Below are 20,584 nucleotides of genomic sequence, written 5' to 3'. Positions count from 1 at the left end.
GGGGTGGGGTGGGTTCCGGTTCTGGGCGGGTGCGGGTGCGTGGGGGTGCTGTGGGGGTGGGTCGCGCGGCCCGGCGGGCGCCCGCAGCCGCTGCGGCTCGGGGAGTGGCCGCTGTGGCGGGGGCCTGCCGGAGGCCCGTAACAAGTTGCCCCGGGCCCCCAAAGGTCGGTTTTCTCTGTGCAGAACGTCAAAGTTCCGGGGCTTGTTTTGTACACATACGGCTCATGACGAGGGGGAGGTGGGGGGCGATAGCCTTGGTGGCGTGATCAGCGCGATAGTTCGCGGGGGCGACGGTGCCTCTGCCCTGCGCCCGGAGTGTGCGGACGGTGTCCGTGACCGGGTGGCGGTCGCTGGTCTTCGCGGGCGGGGTGGGGCCCCGGTGGCGTCGTACACGAAGGCGTCGCCCGTGGTGAAGTGGCCGAGGATGGCCGATATTCCCCCGCTCTTCTCCCCTTGCGGCATAGCGTCGGTACGGACCGGAGACCCCGCGTCACGGCGTCGCGTCGGAAGGGCAGAGACCGTACTTCCTTCTACGTCACGCAACGGCGCGCGACAGGAGCCAGAGGACAATGCAGACCAAGCTGGACGAAGCCAAGGCCGAGCTGCTCGATCGGGCCGCCCGGGTAGCTGAGAACAGCCCGGTCGGGGGGTATCTACCGACTGGGACGACGCAGAACGGCGATCCGGACCCGGATGCCGTACTCGCGTTCCTCCAGCGCTACTACCTGCACACCGCACCCGAGGACCTCACCGACCGTGACCCGGTCGATGTCTTCGGTGCCGCCTACTCCCACTACCGACTGGCCGAGAACCGCCCCCAGGGCACGGCCAACGTGCGCGTGCACACCCCGACCGTGGAGGAGAACGGCTGGACGTGCAGCCACTCCGTCGTCGAGGTGGTCACGGACGACATGCCCTTTCTCGTCGACTCCGTCACCAATGAGCTGACCCGGCAGGGACGCGGCATCCATGTCGTCATCCACCCGCAGGTCGTCGTCCGGCGGGATGTGACCGGGCGGCTGATCGAACTTCTCACCACCGCCCCGCACGAGACCGAGCTGCCGCACGACGGGCACATCGAGTCCTGGATCCATGTCGAGATCGACCGGGAGACCGACCGGGCCGACCTGAAGCAGATCACCGCCGATCTGCTGCGGGTCCTGTCGGACGTACGGGAGGCCGTCGAGGACTGGGGCAAGATGCGCGACGCCGCCGTACGGCTGGCGGACGGGCTGCCCGACGAGCCCGCGCCCGCGGATCTGCGCCGCCCCGAGGTGGAGGAGGCCCGCGAGCTGCTGCGCTGGCTCGCCGACGACCACTTCACCTTCCTCGGCTACCGCGAGTACCAGCTCCGCGACGACGACTCCCTGGCGGCTGTGCCGGGCACCGGGCTCGGCATCCTGCGCTCCGACCCGCACCACGCCGGGGACGACAGCCACCCCGTCAGCCACTCCTTCGAACGGCTGCCCGCCGACGCCCGCGCCAAGGCGCGCGAGCACAAGCTGCTGGTGCTGACCAAGGCCAACAGCCGGGCGACCGTGCACCGGCCGTCGTACCTCGACTACGTCGGCGTGAAGAAGTTCGACCAGGACGGGAACGTGGTCGGGGAGCGGCGCTTCCTGGGCCTGTTCTCGTCGGCCGCGTACACCGAGTCGGTGCGCCGGGTGCCCGTCATCCGGCGGAAGGTCGAGGAGGTCCTGGAGCGCGCCGGGTTCTCGCCGCACAGCCACGACGGGCGCGACCTGCTCCAGATCCTGGAGACCTACCCGCGTGACGAGCTGTTCCAGACGCCCGTCGACGAACTCCAGGCCATCGTCACCTCCGTGCTCTACCTCCAGGAGCGGCGGCGGCTGCGGCTGTACCTGCGCCAGGACGAGTACGGGCGCTACTACTCCGCCCTCGTCTACCTCCCGCGCGACCGCTACACCACCGGTGTCCGGCTGCGGATCATCGACATCCTGAAGGAAGAACTCGGCGGCATCAGCGTCGACTTCACCGCCTGGAACACCGAGTCGATCCTGTCCCGGCTGCACTTCGTGGTCCGCGTGCCGCAGGGCACCGTCCTGCCGGAGCTGTCCGACTCCGACAAGGAACGCATCGAGGCACGTCTCGTCGAGGCCGCCCGTTCCTGGTCGGACGGGTTCGGGGAGGCGCTGAACGCCGAGTTCGGCGAGGAGCGCGCGGCGGAGCTGCTGCGCCGTTACAACAACGCCTTCACCGAGGGCTACAAGGCCGACCACAGCCCGCGATCCGCGGTCGCCGACCTCGGCCAGATCGAACAGCTCGGCGACGGCAAGGACTTCTCGCTCAGCCTGTACGAGCCGGTGGGCGCCGCACCCGAGGAGCGCCGCTTCAAGATCTACCGCAAGGGTGAGGCGATCTCGCTCTCCGCGGTGCTGCCGGTCCTCAACCGGCTCGGCGTCGAGGTCGTCGACGAGCGGCCGTACGAGCTGCGCTGCGCCGACCGCAGCAACGCCTGGATCTACGACTTCGGGCTGCGGCTGCCGAAGACGAAGAGCGGCGCCGTCACCGACTACCTCGCCGACGACGCGCGTGAGCGGTTCCAGGACGCCTTCGCCGCGACCTGGACCGGCAAGGCGGAGAACGACGGCTTCAACTCCCTCGTGCTGAGCGCCGGGCTGAACTGGCGGCAGGCGATGGTGCTGCGGGCGTACGCGAAGTACCTGCGGCAGGCGGGCTCCACGTTCAGCCAGGACTACATGGAGGACACCCTCCGCAACAACGTCCACACCACCCGGCTGCTCGTCTCCCTGTTCGAGGCGCGGATGTCGCCGGACCGGCAGCGCGCCGGGCACGAGATCGTCGACGCGCTGCTGGAGGAACTCGACGCCGCGCTGGACCAGGTCGCCTCGCTGGACGAGGACCGCATCCTGCGCTCGTTCCTCACCGTCATCAAGGCGACCCTGCGCACCAACTTCTTCCAGGAGGCCAGCGGCGGCAGGCCGCACGACTACGTCTCCATGAAGTTCGACCCGCAGGCCATCCCGGACCTGCCCGCGCCGCGCCCGGCGTTCGAGATCTGGGTGTACTCGCCGCGCGTGGAGGGCGTGCACCTCAGGTTCGGGAAGGTCGCGCGCGGTGGTCTGCGCTGGTCGGACCGCCGGGAGGACTTCCGCACCGAGATCCTCGGCCTGGTCAAGGCGCAGATGGTGAAGAACACCGTCATCGTGCCGGTCGGCGCCAAGGGCGGCTTCGTCGCCAAGCACCTGCCGGACCCGGCCGTCGACCGGGACGCCTGGCTGGCGGAGGGCGTGGCGGCGTACAAGACGTTCATCTCGGCGCTGCTCGACATCACCGACAACATGGTCGCGGGCCAGGTCGTGCCGCCCGCGGACGTCGTCCGGCACGACGAGGACGACACCTACCTCGTCGTCGCCGCCGACAAGGGCACGGCGACGTTCTCGGACCTCGCCAACGAGGTCGCGCAGGCGTACAACTTCTGGCTCGGGGACGCCTTCGCCTCCGGCGGCTCCGCGGGCTACGACCACAAGGGCATGGGCATCACCGCCCGCGGCGCCTGGGAGTCCGTCAAGCGGCACTTCCGCGAGCTGGACCTGGACACCCAGAACGAGGACTTCACGGTCGTCGGCATCGGTGACATGTCCGGTGACGTGTTCGGCAACGGCATGCTGCTCAGCGAGCACATCCGGCTGGTCGCCGCCTTCGACCACCGGCACATCTTCATCGACCCCGACCCGGACGCGGCGGTCTCGTACGCCGAGCGGCGCCGCCTGTTCGAACTGCCGCGCAGCTCCTGGGCCGACTACGACACCGACCTGATCTCCACGGGCGGCGGCGTCTTCCCCCGCTCCGCCAAGTCGATCCCGGTCAACGCGCACATCCGTGAGGCCCTCGGCATCGAGCACGGCGTCACCAAGCTGACACCGGCCGACCTGATGCGTGCGATCCTCAAGGCGCCGGTGGACCTGCTGTGGAACGGCGGCATCGGTACGTACGTCAAGGCGGCCAGCGAATCCAACGCCGACGTCGGCGACAAGGCCAACGACGCCATCCGCGTCGACGGCCGCGACCTGCGCGTCAAGGTCGTCGGTGAGGGCGGCAACCTGGGGCTGACCCAGCTCGGCCGGATCGAGTTCGCGCAGGCGGGCGGCAAGGTCAACACCGACGCCATCGACAACAGCGCGGGCGTGGACACCTCCGACCACGAGGTGAACATCAAGATCCTGCTCAACGGCCTGGTCGCGGACGGCGACATGACCGTCAAGCAGCGCAACAAGCTGCTCGCCGAGATGACCGACGAGGTCGGCCGTCTCGTCCTGCGCAACAACTACGCGCAGAACACCGCCATCGCCAACGCCCTCGCCCAGTCCAAGGACATGCTCCATGCCCAGCAGCGCTTCCTGCGCCACCTGGTGCGCGAGGGGCATCTCGACCGGGCGCTGGAGTTCCTGCCGACGGACCGGCAGATCCGCGAACTCCTCAGCTCCGGGCAGGGCCTGACCGGGCCGGAGACGGCGGTCCTGCTGGCGTACACGAAGATCACGGTCGCCGAGGAACTGCTGCACACCTCGCTGCCGGACGACCCGTATCTGCGCGGTCTGCTGCACGCGTACTTCCCGAGCGAGTTGCGCGAGCAGTTCCCCGAGCACATCGACAGCCACCCGCTGCGCCGCGAGATCACCACGACGGTGCTGGTGAACGACACCGTCAACACCGGCGGTACGACGTATCTGCACCGGCTGCGCGAGGAGACCGGGGCGTCGCTGGAGGAGATCGTCCGGGCGCAGACCGCGGCCCGCGTGATCTTCCGCTCGGCCGTGGTGTGGGACGGGGTGGAGGCGCTCGACAACCAGGTCGACGCCGCCGTGCAGACCCGGATTCGGCTGCACTCCCGCCGTCTGGTGGAGCGCGGCACGCGCTGGCTGCTCAACAACCGGCCGCAGCCGCTTCAGCTGGCCGAGACCGTGGACTTCTTCGCCGAGCGGGTCGCCCAGGTCTGGGCCGAGCTGCCGAAGCTGCTGCGCGGCGCGGACGCCGAGTGGTGGCAGAAGATCTACGACGAGCTGACCGGCGCAGGTGTCCCCGACGAGCTGGCCACCCGGGTCGCCGGGTTCTCCTCCGCCTTCCCGGCGCTCGACATCGTCTCGGTGGCCGACCGCATGGGCAAGGACCCGATGGACGTCGCGGTGGTCTACTACGACCTGGGCGACCGGCTCGGCATCACCCAGCTCATGGACCGCATCATCGAGCTGCCCCGCGCCGACCGCTGGCAGTCCATGGCCCGTGCCGCCATCCGTGAGGACCTGTACGCCGCCCACGCGGCGCTCACGGCGGACGTGCTGGCCGCGGGCAACGGCACCTCGACGCCGGAGCAGCGGTTCAAGGTGTGGGAGCAGAAGAACGCGGCGATCCTCGGCCGGGCGCGGACCACGCTGGAGGAGATCCAGGGCTCGGACGCGTTCGACCTGGCGAACCTGTCGGTGGCGATGCGCACGATGCGGACGCTGCTGCGGACGCACACGTAGTCCCGGTTTTCCACGACGGACAGGGCGCCCGGGCCGTGGTCGGCTCGGGCGCCCTGGTGTTGCCGGGGGCCGTCGTCAGCGGGCCGCCGTCTCCTGCGGCCTCGTCTGTTGTGGCCCCGTCTCCTGCGGCTTCAGCTCCCGCGACTTCGTCTCCTTGGGCTTCGGCTTCACCGGCTTGCGCGGCTTGTCGCCGGTGAAGGCCTCGTACTCCTTGAGGACCTCGTCGGTGGGGCCGTCCATGCGCAGTTCGCCGCGCTCCAGCCACAGCACCCGGTCGCAGGTGTCGCGAATGGACTTGTTGGTGTGGCTGACCAGGAAGACCGTGCCCGCTTCCTTGCGCAGCTCGCGGATGCGGGCCTCGGAGCGCTTGCGGAAGCGGCCGTCGCCGGTGGCCAGTGCCTCGTCGATGAGGAGGACGTCGTGGTCCTTGGCGGCGGCGATGGAGAACCGCAGCCGGGCGGCCATGCCGGAGGAGTAGGTGCGCATGGGGAGGGTGATGAAGTCGCCCTTCTCGTTGATGCCGGAGAAGTCGACGATCTGCTGGTAGCGCTCCTTGACCTGCTCGCGGGACATGCCCATCGCGAGGCCGCCGAGGTGGATGTTGCGCTCGCCGGTGAGGTCGTTCATCAGGGCCGCGTTGACGCCGAGGAGGGAGGGCTGGCCGCCGGTGTAGATCCGGCCGTTCTCCACCGGGAGCAGGCCCGCGATCGCCTTGAGCAGGGTGGACTTGCCGGAGCCGTTGGTGCCGATCAGGCCGATCGCCTCGCCCTTGTACGCGACGAACGACACCTTCTTGACGGCGTGCACCTTGCGTACGCCCGACGCCTTCTCGGTCTGCTTGCGGCGCAGCATCCGGTTGAGCGCGGCGGTCGCGGTGCCGCGGCCGCCGCCGGTGCCGTTGACGCGGTAGACGATGTCGACGTCGTCGACGATGACGGTGGGGGTCCTGTCGTCGGCGCCGGAGCCGACGCCGGTGTGGTGCGGGGCGCTCTGCGGGTTCTCAGCCACGGCCGTACGTCTCCTCAGCCTTCCAGAAGTAGATGAAGCCGAACGCGCCGACGAGGACGGCCCAGCCCAGCGCGAAGGCCCACACGTGCGGCGGCAGGTACGACGAGCCGTAGCCGTCGATCAGCGCGAAGCGGACCAGGTCCATGTAGATCGCCGCCGGGTTCCACTGGAGCACGTCGGCGAGCCAGCCGGGGGCGTCCTTGTCGGCGAGCATCGCCGGGATGCTGAACATCACACCCGAGGCGTACATCCAGGTGCGCAGCACGAACGGCATCAGCTGGGCCAGGTCGGGCGTCTTGCTGCCCATCCGGGCGAAGGCCAGCGCCAGGCCGGTGTTGAACACGAACTGGAGCACCAGCGCCGGGATCACCAGCAGCCAGGCGGGGCTGGGGTAGCTGCCGAAGCCGATCATCACCGCGACCAGCACGATCAGCGAGTACAGCAGCTGCTGGAGCTGCTGGAGCGCGAAGGAGACGGGCAGCGAGGCCCGCGGGAAGTGCAGCGCCCGCACCAGGCCCAGGTTGCCGGAGATCGCGCGCACCCCGGCCAGCACCGAACTCTGGGTGAACGTGAACACGAACACCCCGGTCACCAGGAACGGCACATAGATCTCGTGCGGGATGCCCCGGCGCGCCCCGAGCAGCAGACCGAAGATGAAGAAGTAGACCGCGGCGTTCAGCAGCGGCGTCGCCACCTGCCACAGCTGGCCGAGCTTGGCCTGGCTGTACTGGGCGGTCAGCTTCGCCCGGGAGAAGGCGAGGATGAAGTGACGCCGGTCCCAGAGCTGGCGGACGTACTGGGGCAGGGAGGGGCGGGCGCCGCTGACGGTGAGGCCGTGGCGGGCGGCGAGCGCCGCGAGGTCGTCGGGGGCGGTGCCCGCGGAGGGTGTTCTGGGCGGTGCGTCGAGGACCTGGCTCACATCCGCTGCTTTCGGTCGGGGGGTGGGGGGTGAGGGTGTCGACGGTGGTCGGCGGGTGGGGTCCCGGGTGTTCGCCGGGACTTCACCGGATGTTTCCTTACGTCGGGACGGGACCGTATCGTCGCAACGTGAGCGTAGGCCGAAGGGACGTCAGGACGCAACCGTTTCGTCGTCACGCGCCCGCGGGGACGGGCCGCGTTGACGTCAGAACGTAACCGTTTCGTCGCAACGCCCTATGCTGTCCCGCATGACGACGAACGCCGACGGGCCCCAGCAGCCCCGACCGCGCCGCCGCACCCCCGCGGGCGCCGCCGTACTCCGCGAGGATGTGACGGAGGCGATCCGCGCGGCGGTCTTCGAGGAACTCGCGGCCGTGGGCTACGCGCGGATGTCGATCGAGGGCATCGCGCGCCGCGCGGGCGTGGGCAAGACCGCGGTGTACCGGCGCTGGCGGTCCAAGTTGCACCTGGTGCTGGACGTCGTCTCGGCGCTGGCCGTGCAGGGGCTGCCGGTGCCCGACACCGGCACTCTCGAGGGTGATCTGCGGCTGCTGTTCGAGGTGACGTCCCGGGCGCTGCGGCACCCGGTGGCCTCGCAGATCATCCCGGACCTCCAGGCGGAGGCCGCCCGCAACCCCGAGATCGCCGAGGCCATGCAGAAGGCGTTGCGGGACGGTCAGGAGGGCGTGGCGAGCAGGATCGTGGCGGCGGCCGAGCGGCGCGGTGAGGTGCGTCAGGGCTTCGACGACGAGCTGGCGCTGGACCTGATCTCCGGCCCGCTGTACTGGCGTTCCGTCGTCATCCGCACCCAGAAGCTCCCCAAGGGCTATCTGCCCTCGCTGGCCCGTGCCACCGCGGAGGCGATCAAGGCGCTGTGAGCCGCGCCGGTCCCGGGTCTGCGCCGGGGCGCGCCGCCGGTCCCGGATGCGCGCCGGGACGCGTCCGCAGCCACCCCTCCCACGCCGACCTGATCATGTCGTCCACGTCGTGCCGGGCCTGCCACCCCAGCTCGGCGGCGGCGCGGTCGGCGGAGGCGACGACGCGGGCGGGGTCGCCGGGGCGGCGGGCGGTGACCGTGGGAGCCCGGTGGTGGCCGGTGACGGCGGCGATGCGGTCGGTCATCTCGCGGACGGAGACCCCCTCGCCCCGCCCGATGTTCAGGGTGAGGTCGCGGCCGGGGGCGGCGGTCAGGGCGCGGGCGGCGGCGACATGGGCCTCGGCCAGGTCCACCACGTGGATGTAGTCCCGGACGCAGGTGCCGTCGGGTGTGGGATGGTCGTCGCCGAAGATGCGCGGGGCGGCGTCCGCGGTGAGCCTCTCGAAGACCATGGGCACCAGGTTGAACACGCCCACGTCGGCCAGTTCGGGGGCCGCCGCGCCCGCCACGTTGAAGTAGCGCAGGCAGGCGGTGGCCAGCCCGCTCGCCCGGCCCGTCGCGCGGACCAGCCACTCACCGGCCAGCTTGGTCTCGCCGTACGGGCTCATGGGCGCGCACGGGGTGTCCTCGGTGACCAGCTCCACGTCGGGCATGCCGTACACGGCCGCCGAGGAGGAGAACACGAAGGCGGGGACCCGGGCCGCGGTGACGGCCTCCAGCAGGACGCGCAGGCCCTCGACGTTCTCCCGGTAGTAGCGCAGGGGCTGAGCCACCGACTCGCCGACCTGCTTCTTCGCCGCCAGGTGGACGACGCCGGTGACGGGGTGCGCGGCGAGGGTGCGGCGTACGAGGCCGGCGTCCAGGGTGGAGCCGACGACGAGCGGCACGTCGTCGGGGACGCGCTCGGCGAGGCCCGTGGACAGGTCGTCGTAGACGACGGCCCGCTCGCCCGCCGACGTCATCGCCCGTACGACGTGGGCGCCGATGTATCCGGCGCCACCGGTGATCAGCCAGGTCATGGTCGGCCGTCTCCCCAATCGGTCGGCTGGTCGCTCCCGCGCCTCACAGTGAAGCAGGCGCCCGGCCGACCTCCTCACGACCGCCGTGCCCCGGCTACCTCGCCGCGACCCGCCGGGCCTCCGCCTCCGTGGCGGCGTCGAGGGCGGTGGTGAGCTGGTCGAGACGGGCGTGCAGGGCGCGGATCTCGTCCACGTCGAAGCCGGTCGCGGCGGCGATCCGGCGCGGCACCTCAAGCGCCCGTTCGCGCAGGGCGACCCCCTCCTCGGTGAGCCGTACCTCCACCGAGCGCTCGTCGCGGGCGCTGCGCTCGCGCACCACGTGTCCGGCCGTCTCCAGGCGCTTGAGCAGCGGGGAGAGGGTGCCGGAGTCGAGGCGCAGGTGTTCGCCCAGCTCCTTCACCGGCACCGGGCGGTCGTGGTGCTCCCACAGCACGAGCATCGCCAGGTACTGCGGGTAGGTGAGGCCGAGGTCCTTGAGGATGACGCGGTAGACGCCGCCGAAGGCGCGCGAGGCGGCGTGCAGGGAGAAGCAGATCTGGTGGTCGAGGCGGAGCCACTCGGTGGGGGAGTCCGCTGCGGGCGTGGTCATGCCTCCAGGGTAGCCCTCCGCCCCATCTAATTGCGCACAACTGAATTGTGTGCTCTACTTACGGCTGTTCGCTTCGGCTCTCCGAGAGGGAAGGTCTCTCCATGAACGCGCTCTACACCGCTGTCGCCACCGCCACCCACGGCCGCGAGGGCCGCGCCGTCTCCTCCGACGGCAAGCTGGACCTCCAGCTGGGCATCCCGGTGGAGATGGGCGGCGGCGGCCAGGGCACCAACCCCGAGCAGCTCTTCGCCGCCGGGTACTCCGCCTGTTTCGCCAGCGCCCTCGGCCTCGTCGGCCGCCAGGCCAAGGTCGACGTCAGTGACGCCGCCGTCACCGCCGAGGTCGGCATAGGCAAGCAGGGTGAGGGCTTCGCCCTCGCGGTCACCCTCCGCGTCGAGCTGCCCGCGGACGTGGACGAGGCGACCGGCCGCAAGCTGGTCGAGCAGGCCCACCAGGTCTGCCCCTACTCCAACGCCACCCGCGGCAACATCCCCGTCGACCTGGTCATCGAGTAACCCTCACGGAGGGCGGCCGGACCCGTCCCGTACCGCCGGGCAGTGGCCCCGGGCCGGGAGCCGAGACCGCCGACGGCACCGGACGGCGCTCCGCCAGCGGTACGACGGCGGGCAGCCCCTGCGTCTCGTCCCGCTGTCCCAGCACCACGCGGCGTACCACCCGCTCGGCGGCGTGCCCGTCGTCGTACGGACAGAACCGCGCCCTGAACGCCGACCGCAGCTGGGTGGAGCGGGAGCCGTGCCAGTGGCCCGTGGCGAAGATGTCGATCAGCTCGTCCTCGGTGCGGGCCAGCGCGCCCGGCGGGAAGGAACGCAGGTCGAAGTAGGTGCCGCGGGCCGCCTCGAAGGCCTCCCGGTCGGGGAGGTGCAGGACGATCGGGCGGTCCAGACCGGCGTAGTCGAACATGATCGACGAGTAGTCGGTGACCAGGGCGTCCGCGGCCAGGCACAGCGACTCGACGCGCGGATGCCCGGTCACGTCGATCACCCGGCCGTCGGCGGTCTCCGTGAGGGGGCCACCGTGGCGGTGGTGGGCGCGGGCCAGGATCACGAAGCGCGGACCCAGCCGGCGGGCGACCCGGTCGAGGTCCAGGACCGGCTGCTGGGTGCGCCGGTGGTCGCGGTAGGTGGGCGCGTAGAGGATGGCGACCGTGCCGCGGGGGACGCCGAGGCACTCGCGCAGCCGGGCCACGTCAGCCGCGCTCGCCCGCTGGAGGACGTCGTTGCGCGGGGAACCGTACTCCAGGGTGGTCCAGCCGCCGGGGTGGACGCGTTCCCAGGTGAGGGTGGACAGACGGTTGCCGGAGACGACGTGGTCCCACCGCGCGCAGTCCCTGACCAGCTCGGCGAAGTCCGTGCCGCGGGCGGCGGCCGGGCGTTCCTGGAGGTCGAGGCCCATGTGCTTCAGCGGTGTGCCGTGCTGCGTCTGGATGAGGACCTGACCCGGGCGTTTGACCAGGCGGCGGTCGAAGCCGGTGTTGTCGACGAGGTACGTGGAGCGGGCGAGCGCCGTCCAGTACGCGGCCGTGCCCGGTGTCAGCCGACGGGTCGCCGTCGGCAGGGTGTGGTGCTGCTCGGGTCGGGCGACCCACGCCGTGCGGACGTGCGGGGCGTGCGTGCGGAACGCCTCCTCCAGCGCCGCCGGGTGGCAGCCGTAGCCGCCGTGCCCCCAGGACGCCGCGAACACCGCGCGGTCGGCGCGCAGGGGCAGGCACCGCTGGACGCGGTAGTGCAGCCGCAGGGCGGCCGAGCGCAGGGCGCGGGCCAGCCGTAGGGCACGGCGGGCGGTACGGCGGCGCAGGGCGGCGGTCAGCAGCAGCGCGCGCAGCACACGGTGGGCGCCGTGGCGCACCAGGGCGTGCCGGAACCGGGCGCGCAACGGCGCCGGGGCGCCCGGCGCGTAGTGGCGGCGGCAGTGGGCGCGGGCCCGGCGCAGGAAGGCGGCGCGCGCGCCGCGCGGCAGCGGCCCCGGTGCGCCGCACACCTGCGCCAGGTGCTCCACCATCCGGCGGTACAGCCAGGGCCGCCGGTCCGCGAGGCCGGGTCGCGTGCCGACGAACGCGAAGACGCGGTCGTACTGCTCGAAGAGGTCCGCGACGTCCTCGGCGGTCCACTCCGAGGGAGCCGACGGCAGCGGCGCCCGGCGCCGTACGCACACCCGGTCCAGCGTCGCCGCCGACCCGGCCGTCAGCAGGGCCGCCGCCGCCCACGGCAGCCCCTCGTGCCGTCCCGGCGGGAAGGTCAGGCCCTCGCGTTGGACGAACTCCCGCCGGTAGGCCCGGTTCCAGCCGGACCAGGAGGTCCCGCCGGGGGCGTCGGCGACCGGCTCGCCACGCCAGTCGGCCGTCGTGGCGCCGAAGACCAGCAGATCAGGCTCGCCGGTCTCCTTCAGCCGGTCGGCGACGGCGCGCAGGGCGCCCGGGACGAGGACGTCGTCGCCGTCCAGGAACAGCAGGTGGTCGCCCCTCGCCAGGGCGAGGGCGACATTGCGGGCAGGGCCGGGGCCGGAGTGCTCGGGCAGGTGGACGGGGCGGACACGGGGGTCGCGGGCCGCGAACTCGTCGACGAGGTCTCCGCACGCGTCCGGTGAGCAGTCGTCGACGACGATCAGTTCGAGGTCGGAGCAGGACTGGGAGAGCACGGACTCCACACACTCGGTGAGGTACGCCTGAACCTGAAACGCGGGGACGATGACACTGAACCTGGGCACGGGACATCCATGGGTCGGCGCGGGCGTTCTGCCCGGGAACGCCCGGTACGCCGACCGGGTTACGCCGTGTGCGCCATGTGGGGGAACGCCGGGGGAACGCCCGAACGCCCGGGGGCGGACCGTGAAGGCCCGCCCCCGCCGCCGCACGCGTACGGCTACTTCACCGCACCCGCCATCACACCCGACACGAACTGCCGCTGGAACGCGAAGAACACCACCAGCGGGATCACCATCGAGATGAACGCGCCCGGCGCCAGCACGTCGATGTTGTTGCCGAACTGCCGCACCTGCGTCTGGAGGGCGACCGTGATCGGCTGGCTGCCCGCGTCGGAGAAGACCAGCGCGACCAGCATGTCGTTCCACACCCACAGGAACTGGAAGATGCCCAGGCTCGCGATCGCCGGACCGCCCAGCGGCATCACGACCCGTGCGAACAGCCGCAGTTCACCGGCCCCGTCGAGGCGGGCGGCCTCCAGCAGCTCGCGCGGGATCTCCGCGAAGAAGTTCCGCAGCAGGAACACCGCGAACGGCAGACCGAAGCCGACGTGGAAGAGGACCACGCCCAGGATGGAGCCGAACAGTCCGATGTTGCCGAAGAGTTCGGCGATCGGGATCAGCGCCACCTGCACCGGTACCACCAGCAGCCCCACGACGGCGAGGAACCACCAGTCGCGGCCCGGGAACTCCATCCACGCGAAGGCGTAGCCCGCCAGCGCGCCGATCACCACGACGAGGACGGTCGCCGGGACCGTGATCAGGACGGTGTTCACCAGGGAGGTGGTGATGTCGTCGTTCTCCAGCAGCGTCCGGTAGCTGTCGACGGTCAGCTGGGCCGGTTCCGTGAACACCGTCCACCAGCCGCTGGCGTTCATGTCCTCCGGGGTGCGCAGCGAGGACAGCAGCAGCCCGATCGTCGGCACCAGCCAGAACAGGCCCACGACGATCAGGAACACCCGTACCAGCCCGCCGCTGACACCCGCGACCAGCCGGGACGCCAGCGACTCCGGGCGCGGACTCCCGTCGCCCCCGGGGGCGGTCTTGGTGACGCCCTGGGCGTCCGTCGTCGTCATCGCCTGACCTCCCGCCTGAGCCTGCGGATGTTGAACCACATCACCGGGATCACCAGGAGCAGCAGGAACACCGCGATGGCGCTGGCGATGCCCGGCTGGTCCTCGGAGAAGCCCTTGCGGTACAGCTCCAGCGCGAGCACGTTGGCGTCGTCCTGGGAGGAGCCCGGGGCGATGATGAAGACCAGGTCGAACACCTTCAGCACGTTGATCATCAGGGTGACGGTGACGACGGCGAGGACGGGCGCGAGCAGCGGCACGGTGACCCGTCTGAACACCTGCCACTCGTTGGCGCCGTCGACGCGCGCCGCCTCCAGCAGCTCCCGGGGCACACCCGCGAGCCCGGCCGCGATCAGCACCATCGCGAAGCCCGCCCACATCCAGATGTACGACCCGATGATGGCCGGGGTCACCAGCGACGGGCCGAGCCAGTCGAGACCGTTGTACGGCTCCTCGAAGTTGCTCGCGGGCAGCCGCAGCAGGGCCCCGTCGGCGTCGGCGGGCAGCGTGAACGTGCCGTCGTCGGCGGCCGTCGTGGAGGCGACGACCTTGCCGTCCTTCACCGCCTCGATCCGCATGCCCGGGTAGCCCAGCTCCGAGGCGTCCGGGGCGTTGAGGGTGCCGACGCCCTTGCCGCGGGTGAAGTCCTGCCAGGTGGTGCCGGTGACCTTGCCCGGGTCGGCCGACGCCTGCCGCGCGGGCTTGGCGTCGTCGGGCAGCAGATCGGGGGCGACACCCACCAGCGGCAGCGTCACCGGCTCCCCGGCGCGCACCGGCTGCGTGGTGACGAAGGCGCCGCCGCCCGCCGCCTCGAGCGGCGACTCCCGGCCCGGATGCGCCTTCGGGAACGCCGACGACTGGGCGAAGGTGTCGTGCACGCCCACCCACACCGCGTTGGCGATGCCCTTGTCCGGGTCCTGGTCGTAGACGAGGCGGAAGATGATGCCCGCCGCCAGCATCGAGATCGCCATCGGCATGAAGACGACCAGCTTGAACGCCGTGCCCCAGCGCACCCGTTCGGTCAGCACCGCGAAGATCAGACCCAGCGCGGTGGCGACCGTCGGCGCGAACACCACCCAGATGACGTTGTTCTTCAGCGCCGTACGGATGCCGTCGTCCGTGAACAGCGCCTCGTAGTTGTCGAACCCGGCGAAGCCGTCGCCGGACTGGTCGAAGAAACTGCGGAAGACCGAGTACCCGATCGGGTAGACCACGAGCGCGCCGAGCAGCACCAGGGCGGGCAGCAGGAACAGCGCCGCGACGGTCCCCCGGGTGCCGGTCACGCTCTTTCTCTCACGGGCAGGGGTCCCGGACTGCTTCGGTTCCGGGACCCCTGCCGTCGGCGCCGACGACGTCATCGTCGGCTCAGTTCCCGTACGCCGCCGCCGCGTCGGCCTCCAGCCGCTGCTGGGCGCCCGCGACGTCCTTCGGGTTCTTCAGGAAGTCCTGCAACGCCTTCCACTCGCCCTTGCCGGGCGTGCCGCCGAAGGCCTGCGGGGCCTGGTCGGACATGTCGAAGCGGAAGTCGTCCCCGGCCGCGACGAGCGCCTCGGCCATCTTCTGCTGGACCTCGTTCGGGTACGCCGACGCCTCCACGTTCTTGTTCGGCGAGAGGTAGCCGCCGAGTCCGGCGTGGATGGTCGCCGCGTCCGGGGAGGCGAGGAAGGTCGCCAGCGCCTGCGCGGCCTCGGAGTCCTTCAGGATCACCGCCGCGTCACCGCCGGACACCACCGGCGCCTCGTCACCGACCGCCGGGAACGGGAACACCTTCGCGTCCGTGCCCACCTTCGCCTTCGTCTCACCGATGTTGACCTGCACGAAGTCGCCCTCGTAGACCATGCCCGCCTTCGGCTGGTCGCCGCCGGTGAACGTCTGGGTGACGGAGGCCGGGAACTCGGTCTGGAGGGCGCCCTGCGCGCCGCCCGCGACATAGTCCTGCTTGCCCCATATCTCCGCGAGCGTCGTCAGCGCCTCCGCCACCGACGGGTCCGTCCACTTGATCTCGTGGGCCGCGAGCTGGTCGTACTTCTCCGGGCCCGCCTGGGAGAGGTACACGTTCTCGAACCAGTCCGTCAGGGTCCAGCCGTCGGCGCCGCCGATGGAGAACGGGGTGACGCCGGAGTCGTACACCATCTGCGCGGTGTCGAGGAGTTCGTCCCAGGTCTTCGGCTCCGAGGCGCCCGCGTTCTCGAAGACCTGGGTGTTGTACCAGATCAGCGACTTGTTGGCGGCCTTGTAGTACACGCCGTACGGCTTGCCGTCGACGGAGCCGATGTCCTGCCAGCCCTGCGAGTAGTTCTTGCTCAGCTCCGCCTGCGCCTCGGCGCCGAGCGGTGTGGCCCAGCCCTTCTCCACGGCCTGCTTGATGGCGCCGGGCTGCGGGAGCATCGCGACGTCCGGGGGCTGACCGCCCGCGATCTTCGAACCGAGGAAGTTGATGATCGGGTCCTGCGCGGGCACGAAGGTGACCTCCGCGCCGGTGCGTTTCTCGAACTCGTCCAGGACCGCCTTGAAGTTCTTCTGCTCCGCGCCGGTCCAGACCGCGGCGACCGACAGGCTCTCGCCGTCCAGCTTGGGCAGGGTGACGGTGTTGGTGGTCTCGTCGGCGCCGGTGCTCTTGTCGTCGCCGCCGTCGTCGTCATCGCCGCCGCAGGCGGTGAGGGTGAGGGCTAGGGTGCCGGCGGCGAGCGCGGCCGCGGCCCGCGTGAAACCGCGGCGCCGTCTCATGGAGTTGGGGTTGCCGGTGCGGCTGCTGATCGTACGGATGGTGCTGCTCGTGGTGCGCATCACTGCCCCGTTCTTCGTTCCTCGTCGAACGCCCGAACGTTGTCCCGTGCGCTCTGGTCTACGCCGCGGGCCCGGGGTCGGCAAGTGCGCCTGCCGTGTCAACCGGGAGATCGTGACCGCGTCGTGACTCGGCAGGCGGGAACGTGAAAGGGCGCGCCCGCGCCTAGAGAAGTGACGGCACCTCAGCCGCCGCCACCTGTCGGGCCGCCCGCTCCAGGGCGCTCGCCAGCAGGGCCAGGTCCGTGGGCCCGTTGCCCAGTTCACGGACCGGGCGCCGGGTCGGCGGGTCGCCCATGCGCTGCCACTCCAGCGGTACGACGGTGGGGCGCAGGGTCGCGGTCCGGGGGATACGGCCCGTCACCCGGCCGCCCTGGAACGGCGTGGCCCGGCCGTCGGCGGTGACCAGACGGCCGCGTCCCGGCGCCGGTTCGTCCGGGCCGGCCGGGGGCGGGTCGAGCAGCACGCGGAGGGTGGCCCGGCGCGCCAATTCCGTCTCCGCCGTACGGGCACAGGGCCCGGTCGCCGCGACCAGGTGCACGCCCAGCCGCTGGCCCTCCCGGGCCACCGCCTCCAGCGCCCGCACGACCGAACCGGCGGCGGGCCGCCCCGGCGAACCCAGGGCGGGCGACACCAGCGCGTCCAGGTCGTCCACCACCACGACGAGACGCGGCAGCGGCGGAGTCTCCGCCGTCTCCCGCCGACGGGCGCCGCCCGGCCGCAGCCGCAGCGTCGAACTGGGCGGGGTGTCGAGATCCCCGGCACCGGCACCGGCACCGGCCGCGGGGGCGGGGGCCGGGACCGGTGCGGCGCCGCCCGCCGTCGCCGTGCGCTGCGCGACCATACGGCCGGACAGTGCGCGGCTCTCGTGCCACTCCGCGAAGTCCAGGCGCCCCAGCAACTCGGCGCGCCGCTTCAGCTCCGCGGTCAGGGACTGGGCGAACTCCCGCATCCGCACCGGGTCGTTGGCGGTCAGGTGCGTCGTCACATGCGGGACGTCCGCGCACACCCGCAGGCCCTCGCCGTGGGCGGCGCCCGTGCCCACGCCGTCCCGGCCGTCGATCAGGACGACGCCGAGCCGGTCGGGGCGTTCGGCGGCGGCCAGCGACGCCACGACCGCCCGCAGCGACTCCGTACGACCGCTGCCCGGCGGGCCCTCGACCAGCAGATGCGGGCCGTCACTTACGAGATCCGCGTGGACCGGGCCGCGCGGACCGGCGCCGAGCACCGCCCAGGCACGGCCACCGAGGGCGTCCGTGTCGTCGGCCGCGTCCGCCCACCGCGCCATCAGGGACGCGGGGGTGGCCCGGGCCAGGCCCAACTCGTCGAGGAGCCGGGCCGCCTGCGGCAGCGGTGCCGACACGCGCGCGTGCCGCTCACCGGGCGGGCCGTCCGGCCGCAGCGGGGCCAGCGCCCGCGCGAAGCGCTCCGCCCAGGCGAGGGACACCGCGTCGACCGTGCCGACCGTGCCGTGCCCGACCGGGCCGGAGGCGGCGCCGGTGCTCGCGCGCGGCACCCGCAGCAGCCGGAGCGCCGTCGCCACATCGCCGCTGAGCAGCGCGACCGCCCCGCACTCGCGGAAGACCGGCGACACCGCGCAGGCCGCCTCGTACGTCTCCGTCACCGGTGACGACGGCGAGGCGGGCGGGGTCTCGGCGAGGCACACCACATGGATTCCGGCCCGTGGTCCGGCCACCGCAAGCCGCGTCATCGCCTCCCGCAGATCGGCGCCGCCGGGGTCGCCGTCGACGACGACCACCGTGTGCGGACCGGCGAAGGTGTCCGGGGCGTCCTCCTCCCGGGCCCAGGACGGGCGGGGCCGGGCGGTGGCGTCGGCCGCCCGGGGGGCGGGCACCGGGGCGGTGGTGAGGTGGTCGTCCAGGCGGCGCAGCAGCTCGTCGGCGCGGGCCATGGCCTGCTCGCGGTCATGGGCGAGGAGGAGACGGCAGTCCTGGCCGTGCCCGGGCCGCAGCTGCGGGAGCCAGCCGAGCCAGGACCACTCGGCGGTGCGCTCCGGCTCGGGGCGGGAGCGGTCCGCGCTGATCAGGACGATCTCCAGGGCGTCCGGGGAGTGCAGCGCGGCGAGCTGGGCGAGCACCGCGCGCGCCAGTCCGGCCAGCCGGGGGCGCGGCCCGGCCAGGCCCAGGGCACCGGCCTCCCGCAGATCCGCCGTCACCGGCACCGCGGGCAGCAGACCGGAGCCGTCCGGCAGCGTCCGGTCGGCGGTGCCCAGCCGCACGGTGAGCGCCTCCGGGTGGCCCGGCCCGCGCTCCCACAGCCGGGGGCCGGGGCCCAGGGCGGTCAGCAGCAGCGCCGCCGGGTCCGGCCAGGTCTCCGGCTGGTGCGTGGCGACGGCCGACGGGGCGGTGGGCGGGGCGCCCGCCGCGGCGCCACGGCCGTCGTGCTCCACGCCGCCGCCCTGCTCGCCGCCGCGGCCTCCGGTCAGCCGCCGCGCCCAGGCGCCTATCCCGCCGCGCCTGCGCACGCCGGGCGGTACGTCGGTGCCGCGCAGGGGGGTGCCCTTGCGGCTGGACGTCGGGCCGCCGACCGGGGGGTCGTGGGCTTCGTGGGCTTCGTGGGGGGCGTTGCGGTCCAGCGGGCCTATGCCCTGGCGTCCGGCGTGCGTGTCGCCGCCGGACCCCGGCCCCGCGGGCCCCTCGCCCCGGCTCTCGACCCAGGGTGCCCTGCCCTGTCCCGGCACCACCGGCGCCTCGCCCCGATCATGCTCCTGCGCCACCGGTGCCCCGGCGGTGTCCCACCCCACGGGACCGTGACTGATCGGCGGCTCGCCGGGCGCGTCGGAGGCGCGGGGGCGTGTTCCGGTGCCGGTGCCGGGGGCGTCGGTGGCGGGGGAGCGCGTCCCGGCGTCACGGGGGGACGCGGGTGCGCCCGAGGTCCGGGAACGGGTGGCGGCGTCACGGGAGGATGCGGGTTCCCCTGAGGACCGGAAGCCCGTCCCGGTGCCGTGGGAGGGCGCGGACGTGCCCGAGGTCTGAGAGCGCGCGGCGCCGTCATGGGAGGGCGAGGGCGCGCCCGAGGTCTGAGAGCGCGCGGGCGTGTCCGAGGTCCGGGACCACGTCCCGCCGTCCCGGGAGGCTCCGTGGGTGTCCGCGCCCGTGGTGGACGGCCCGGTGCCGGGGGCGGCTCCGTGGGTGTCCGGCCCTTGGGTGGGCACCCCGGCGTCACCGGGCGCCTGCGTACCCCCCCTGCCCGAGCCCGGGGAGGCTCCGCGTGTGTCCGGCCCCTGGTCGGGCGCTCCGGCGCCACCGGATGCCCCAGTGCTCCCCTTGCCCGAGCCCCGGGAGGTCCCGCGCACGTCGGACGCCTGGACGGACGACCCGGCGTCACCGGCCGGCCTCCGCCCGTCGGAGTCCCGCCCGCCCGCCACGGCGCCCACGGAAGCCCCCCCATCCCCCCCAACAGCCACCCGCACACACCCCTCCCCGTCAGGCACGGTCCCCACGCGCGCCCCCAGCCCCCCGGCGGGAGCGAGCCGGAGTGTCGACTCGCCGATCCTGAGGAGGGCGCCCGGGGTGAAGCGGACCGGGCGGGTGGTGACGCGGGTGCCGTCCAGGGTGGTGCCGTTGGTGGAGTTCAGGTCGGCGACGGTGACCTGGCCGTCGGCGCTGAGGGTGACGGCGCAGTGCAGCCGGGAGACGTCGGGGTCGTCGAGGGGGACGTCGGCGTCAGCCGAGCGGCCTATGCGGACCTCGCCGCCGTGCAGCAGGTGGACGCCGCCCGCGTCGGGGCCCGCGACGATGTCGAGGCGGGCCGGGGCGTCGTCCATCTCGGGGTGCGGCTCGGGCTCGGCGGGGGCGCCGACCGCCAGCACCGCGCCGTCGACCAGCGGCGGCTCGCCGAGGGTGCGGCGCTGGGCGTCGAGCCGCTCGGCACCGGCGTACAGCACCGCGGGGCCGTCGGAGACCGTCGCGGCGAGGGCGGACGCCACGGCGGCCAGGGCGGTGCCGGCGGGCGCGGTGACCAGCACGTCGCAGCTCGCGGCACGGCCCCGCGCCTCGGGGGGCGGCCCCTGCGGGTCTACGACGGTCAGCCGGATCTGCATCGCCGTCAGCGGTCCCTTCCGCGCCGCG

12 protein-coding genes are annotated in these 20,584 nt (G+C 72.7%); 3 read left to right on the top strand and 9 right to left on the bottom strand.

Translation table 11 applies throughout. The features are described from left to right. Positions 1-569 precede the first annotated feature (569 nt). A complete protein-coding gene (locus KBY47_RS27995; protein WP_210925758.1) occupies positions 570-5,507 on the top strand; it encodes an NAD-glutamate dehydrogenase in 4,938 nt (1,645 codons plus the stop codon). A gap of 75 nt (positions 5,508-5,582) precedes the next feature. Here the strand turns inward: KBY47_RS27995 and KBY47_RS27990 are convergent, their stop codons facing one another. Next, complete coding sequence (locus KBY47_RS27990) at positions 5,583-6,515, bottom strand: ABC transporter ATP-binding protein (RefSeq protein WP_308405313.1); 933 nt, start codon at positions 6,513-6,515, stop codon at positions 5,583-5,585. Continuing rightward, the gene (locus tag KBY47_RS27985; RefSeq protein ID WP_210925756.1) at positions 6,508-7,434 is read right to left on the bottom strand and encodes an ABC transporter permease; all 927 of its coding nucleotides are present in this window, start codon (positions 7,432-7,434) and stop codon (positions 6,508-6,510) included. The genes KBY47_RS27990 and KBY47_RS27985 overlap by 8 nt, the downstream gene beginning before the upstream one ends. 247 nt (positions 7,435-7,681) lie before the next feature. Here KBY47_RS27985 and KBY47_RS27980 point away from each other — a divergent pair, with 247 nt between their 5' ends. After that, the gene (locus KBY47_RS27980) at positions 7,682-8,311 is read left to right on the top strand and encodes a TetR/AcrR family transcriptional regulator (RefSeq protein WP_210925754.1); all 630 of its coding nucleotides are present in this window, start codon (positions 7,682-7,684) and stop codon (positions 8,309-8,311) included. On the opposite strand, the gene galE is transcribed toward KBY47_RS27980, so the two are convergent. Together galE and KBY47_RS27970 are read right to left on the bottom strand one after the other, a co-directional pair. Next, a complete protein-coding gene (gene galE, locus KBY47_RS27975; RefSeq protein ID WP_210925752.1) occupies positions 8,298-9,329 on the bottom strand; it encodes a UDP-glucose 4-epimerase GalE in 1,032 nt (343 codons plus the stop codon). The two genes, KBY47_RS27980 and galE, sit on opposite strands and share 14 nt — an antisense overlap. Positions 9,330-9,423: 94 nt before the next feature. Beyond that, complete coding sequence (locus tag KBY47_RS27970) at positions 9,424-9,918, bottom strand: MarR family winged helix-turn-helix transcriptional regulator (protein ID WP_210925750.1); 495 nt, start codon at positions 9,916-9,918, stop codon at positions 9,424-9,426. 101 nt (positions 9,919-10,019) lie between these two features. On the opposite strand from KBY47_RS27970, the gene KBY47_RS27965 reads away from it, so the two are divergent. Beyond that, positions 10,020-10,433, top strand: coding sequence for an organic hydroperoxide resistance protein (locus KBY47_RS27965; protein ID WP_210925748.1), 414 nt, complete (start codon positions 10,020-10,022; stop codon positions 10,431-10,433). Here the strand turns inward: KBY47_RS27965 and KBY47_RS27960 are convergent. The 5 genes from KBY47_RS27960 to KBY47_RS27940 all read right to left on the bottom strand — a co-directional run bounded on the left by KBY47_RS27960 (position 10,423) and on the right by KBY47_RS27940 (position 20,556). Then, on the bottom strand, positions 10,423-12,642 hold the full coding sequence (locus KBY47_RS27960; RefSeq protein ID WP_210925745.1) for a bifunctional glycosyltransferase family 2 protein/CDP-glycerol:glycerophosphate glycerophosphotransferase: 2,220 nt from the start codon (positions 12,640-12,642) through the stop codon (positions 10,423-10,425). The genes KBY47_RS27965 and KBY47_RS27960 overlap by 11 nt on opposite strands. A 155-nt stretch (positions 12,643-12,797) precedes the next feature. Then, on the bottom strand, positions 12,798-13,712 hold the full coding sequence (locus KBY47_RS27955) for a carbohydrate ABC transporter permease (RefSeq protein ID WP_210925744.1): 915 nt from the start codon (positions 13,710-13,712) through the stop codon (positions 12,798-12,800). Then, a complete protein-coding gene (locus tag KBY47_RS27950; RefSeq protein ID WP_210925742.1) occupies positions 13,709-14,992 on the bottom strand; it encodes a carbohydrate ABC transporter permease in 1,284 nt (427 codons plus the stop codon). Before KBY47_RS27950 ends, KBY47_RS27955 begins: the two co-directional genes overlap by 4 nt. 82 nt (positions 14,993-15,074) lie before the next feature. Beyond that, the gene (locus tag KBY47_RS27945; protein ID WP_210925740.1) at positions 15,075-16,496 is read right to left on the bottom strand and encodes an ABC transporter substrate-binding protein; all 1,422 of its coding nucleotides are present in this window, start codon (positions 16,494-16,496) and stop codon (positions 15,075-15,077) included. A 163-nt stretch (positions 16,497-16,659) separates the two neighbouring features. Beyond that, positions 16,660-20,556, bottom strand: a complete 3,897-nt coding sequence (locus KBY47_RS27940) for an FHA domain-containing protein (protein WP_210925738.1) — start codon at positions 20,554-20,556, stop codon at positions 16,660-16,662. Between the last annotated feature and the right edge of the window lie 28 nt (positions 20,557-20,584).

The organism is Streptomyces sp. B93 (assembly GCF_018070565.1).
Lineage (GTDB): Bacteria > Actinomycetota > Actinomycetes > Streptomycetales > Streptomycetaceae > Streptomyces.
Note: the sequence above shows the minus strand (reverse complement) of the source record. Positions and strands in the feature narration are given on the sequence as shown.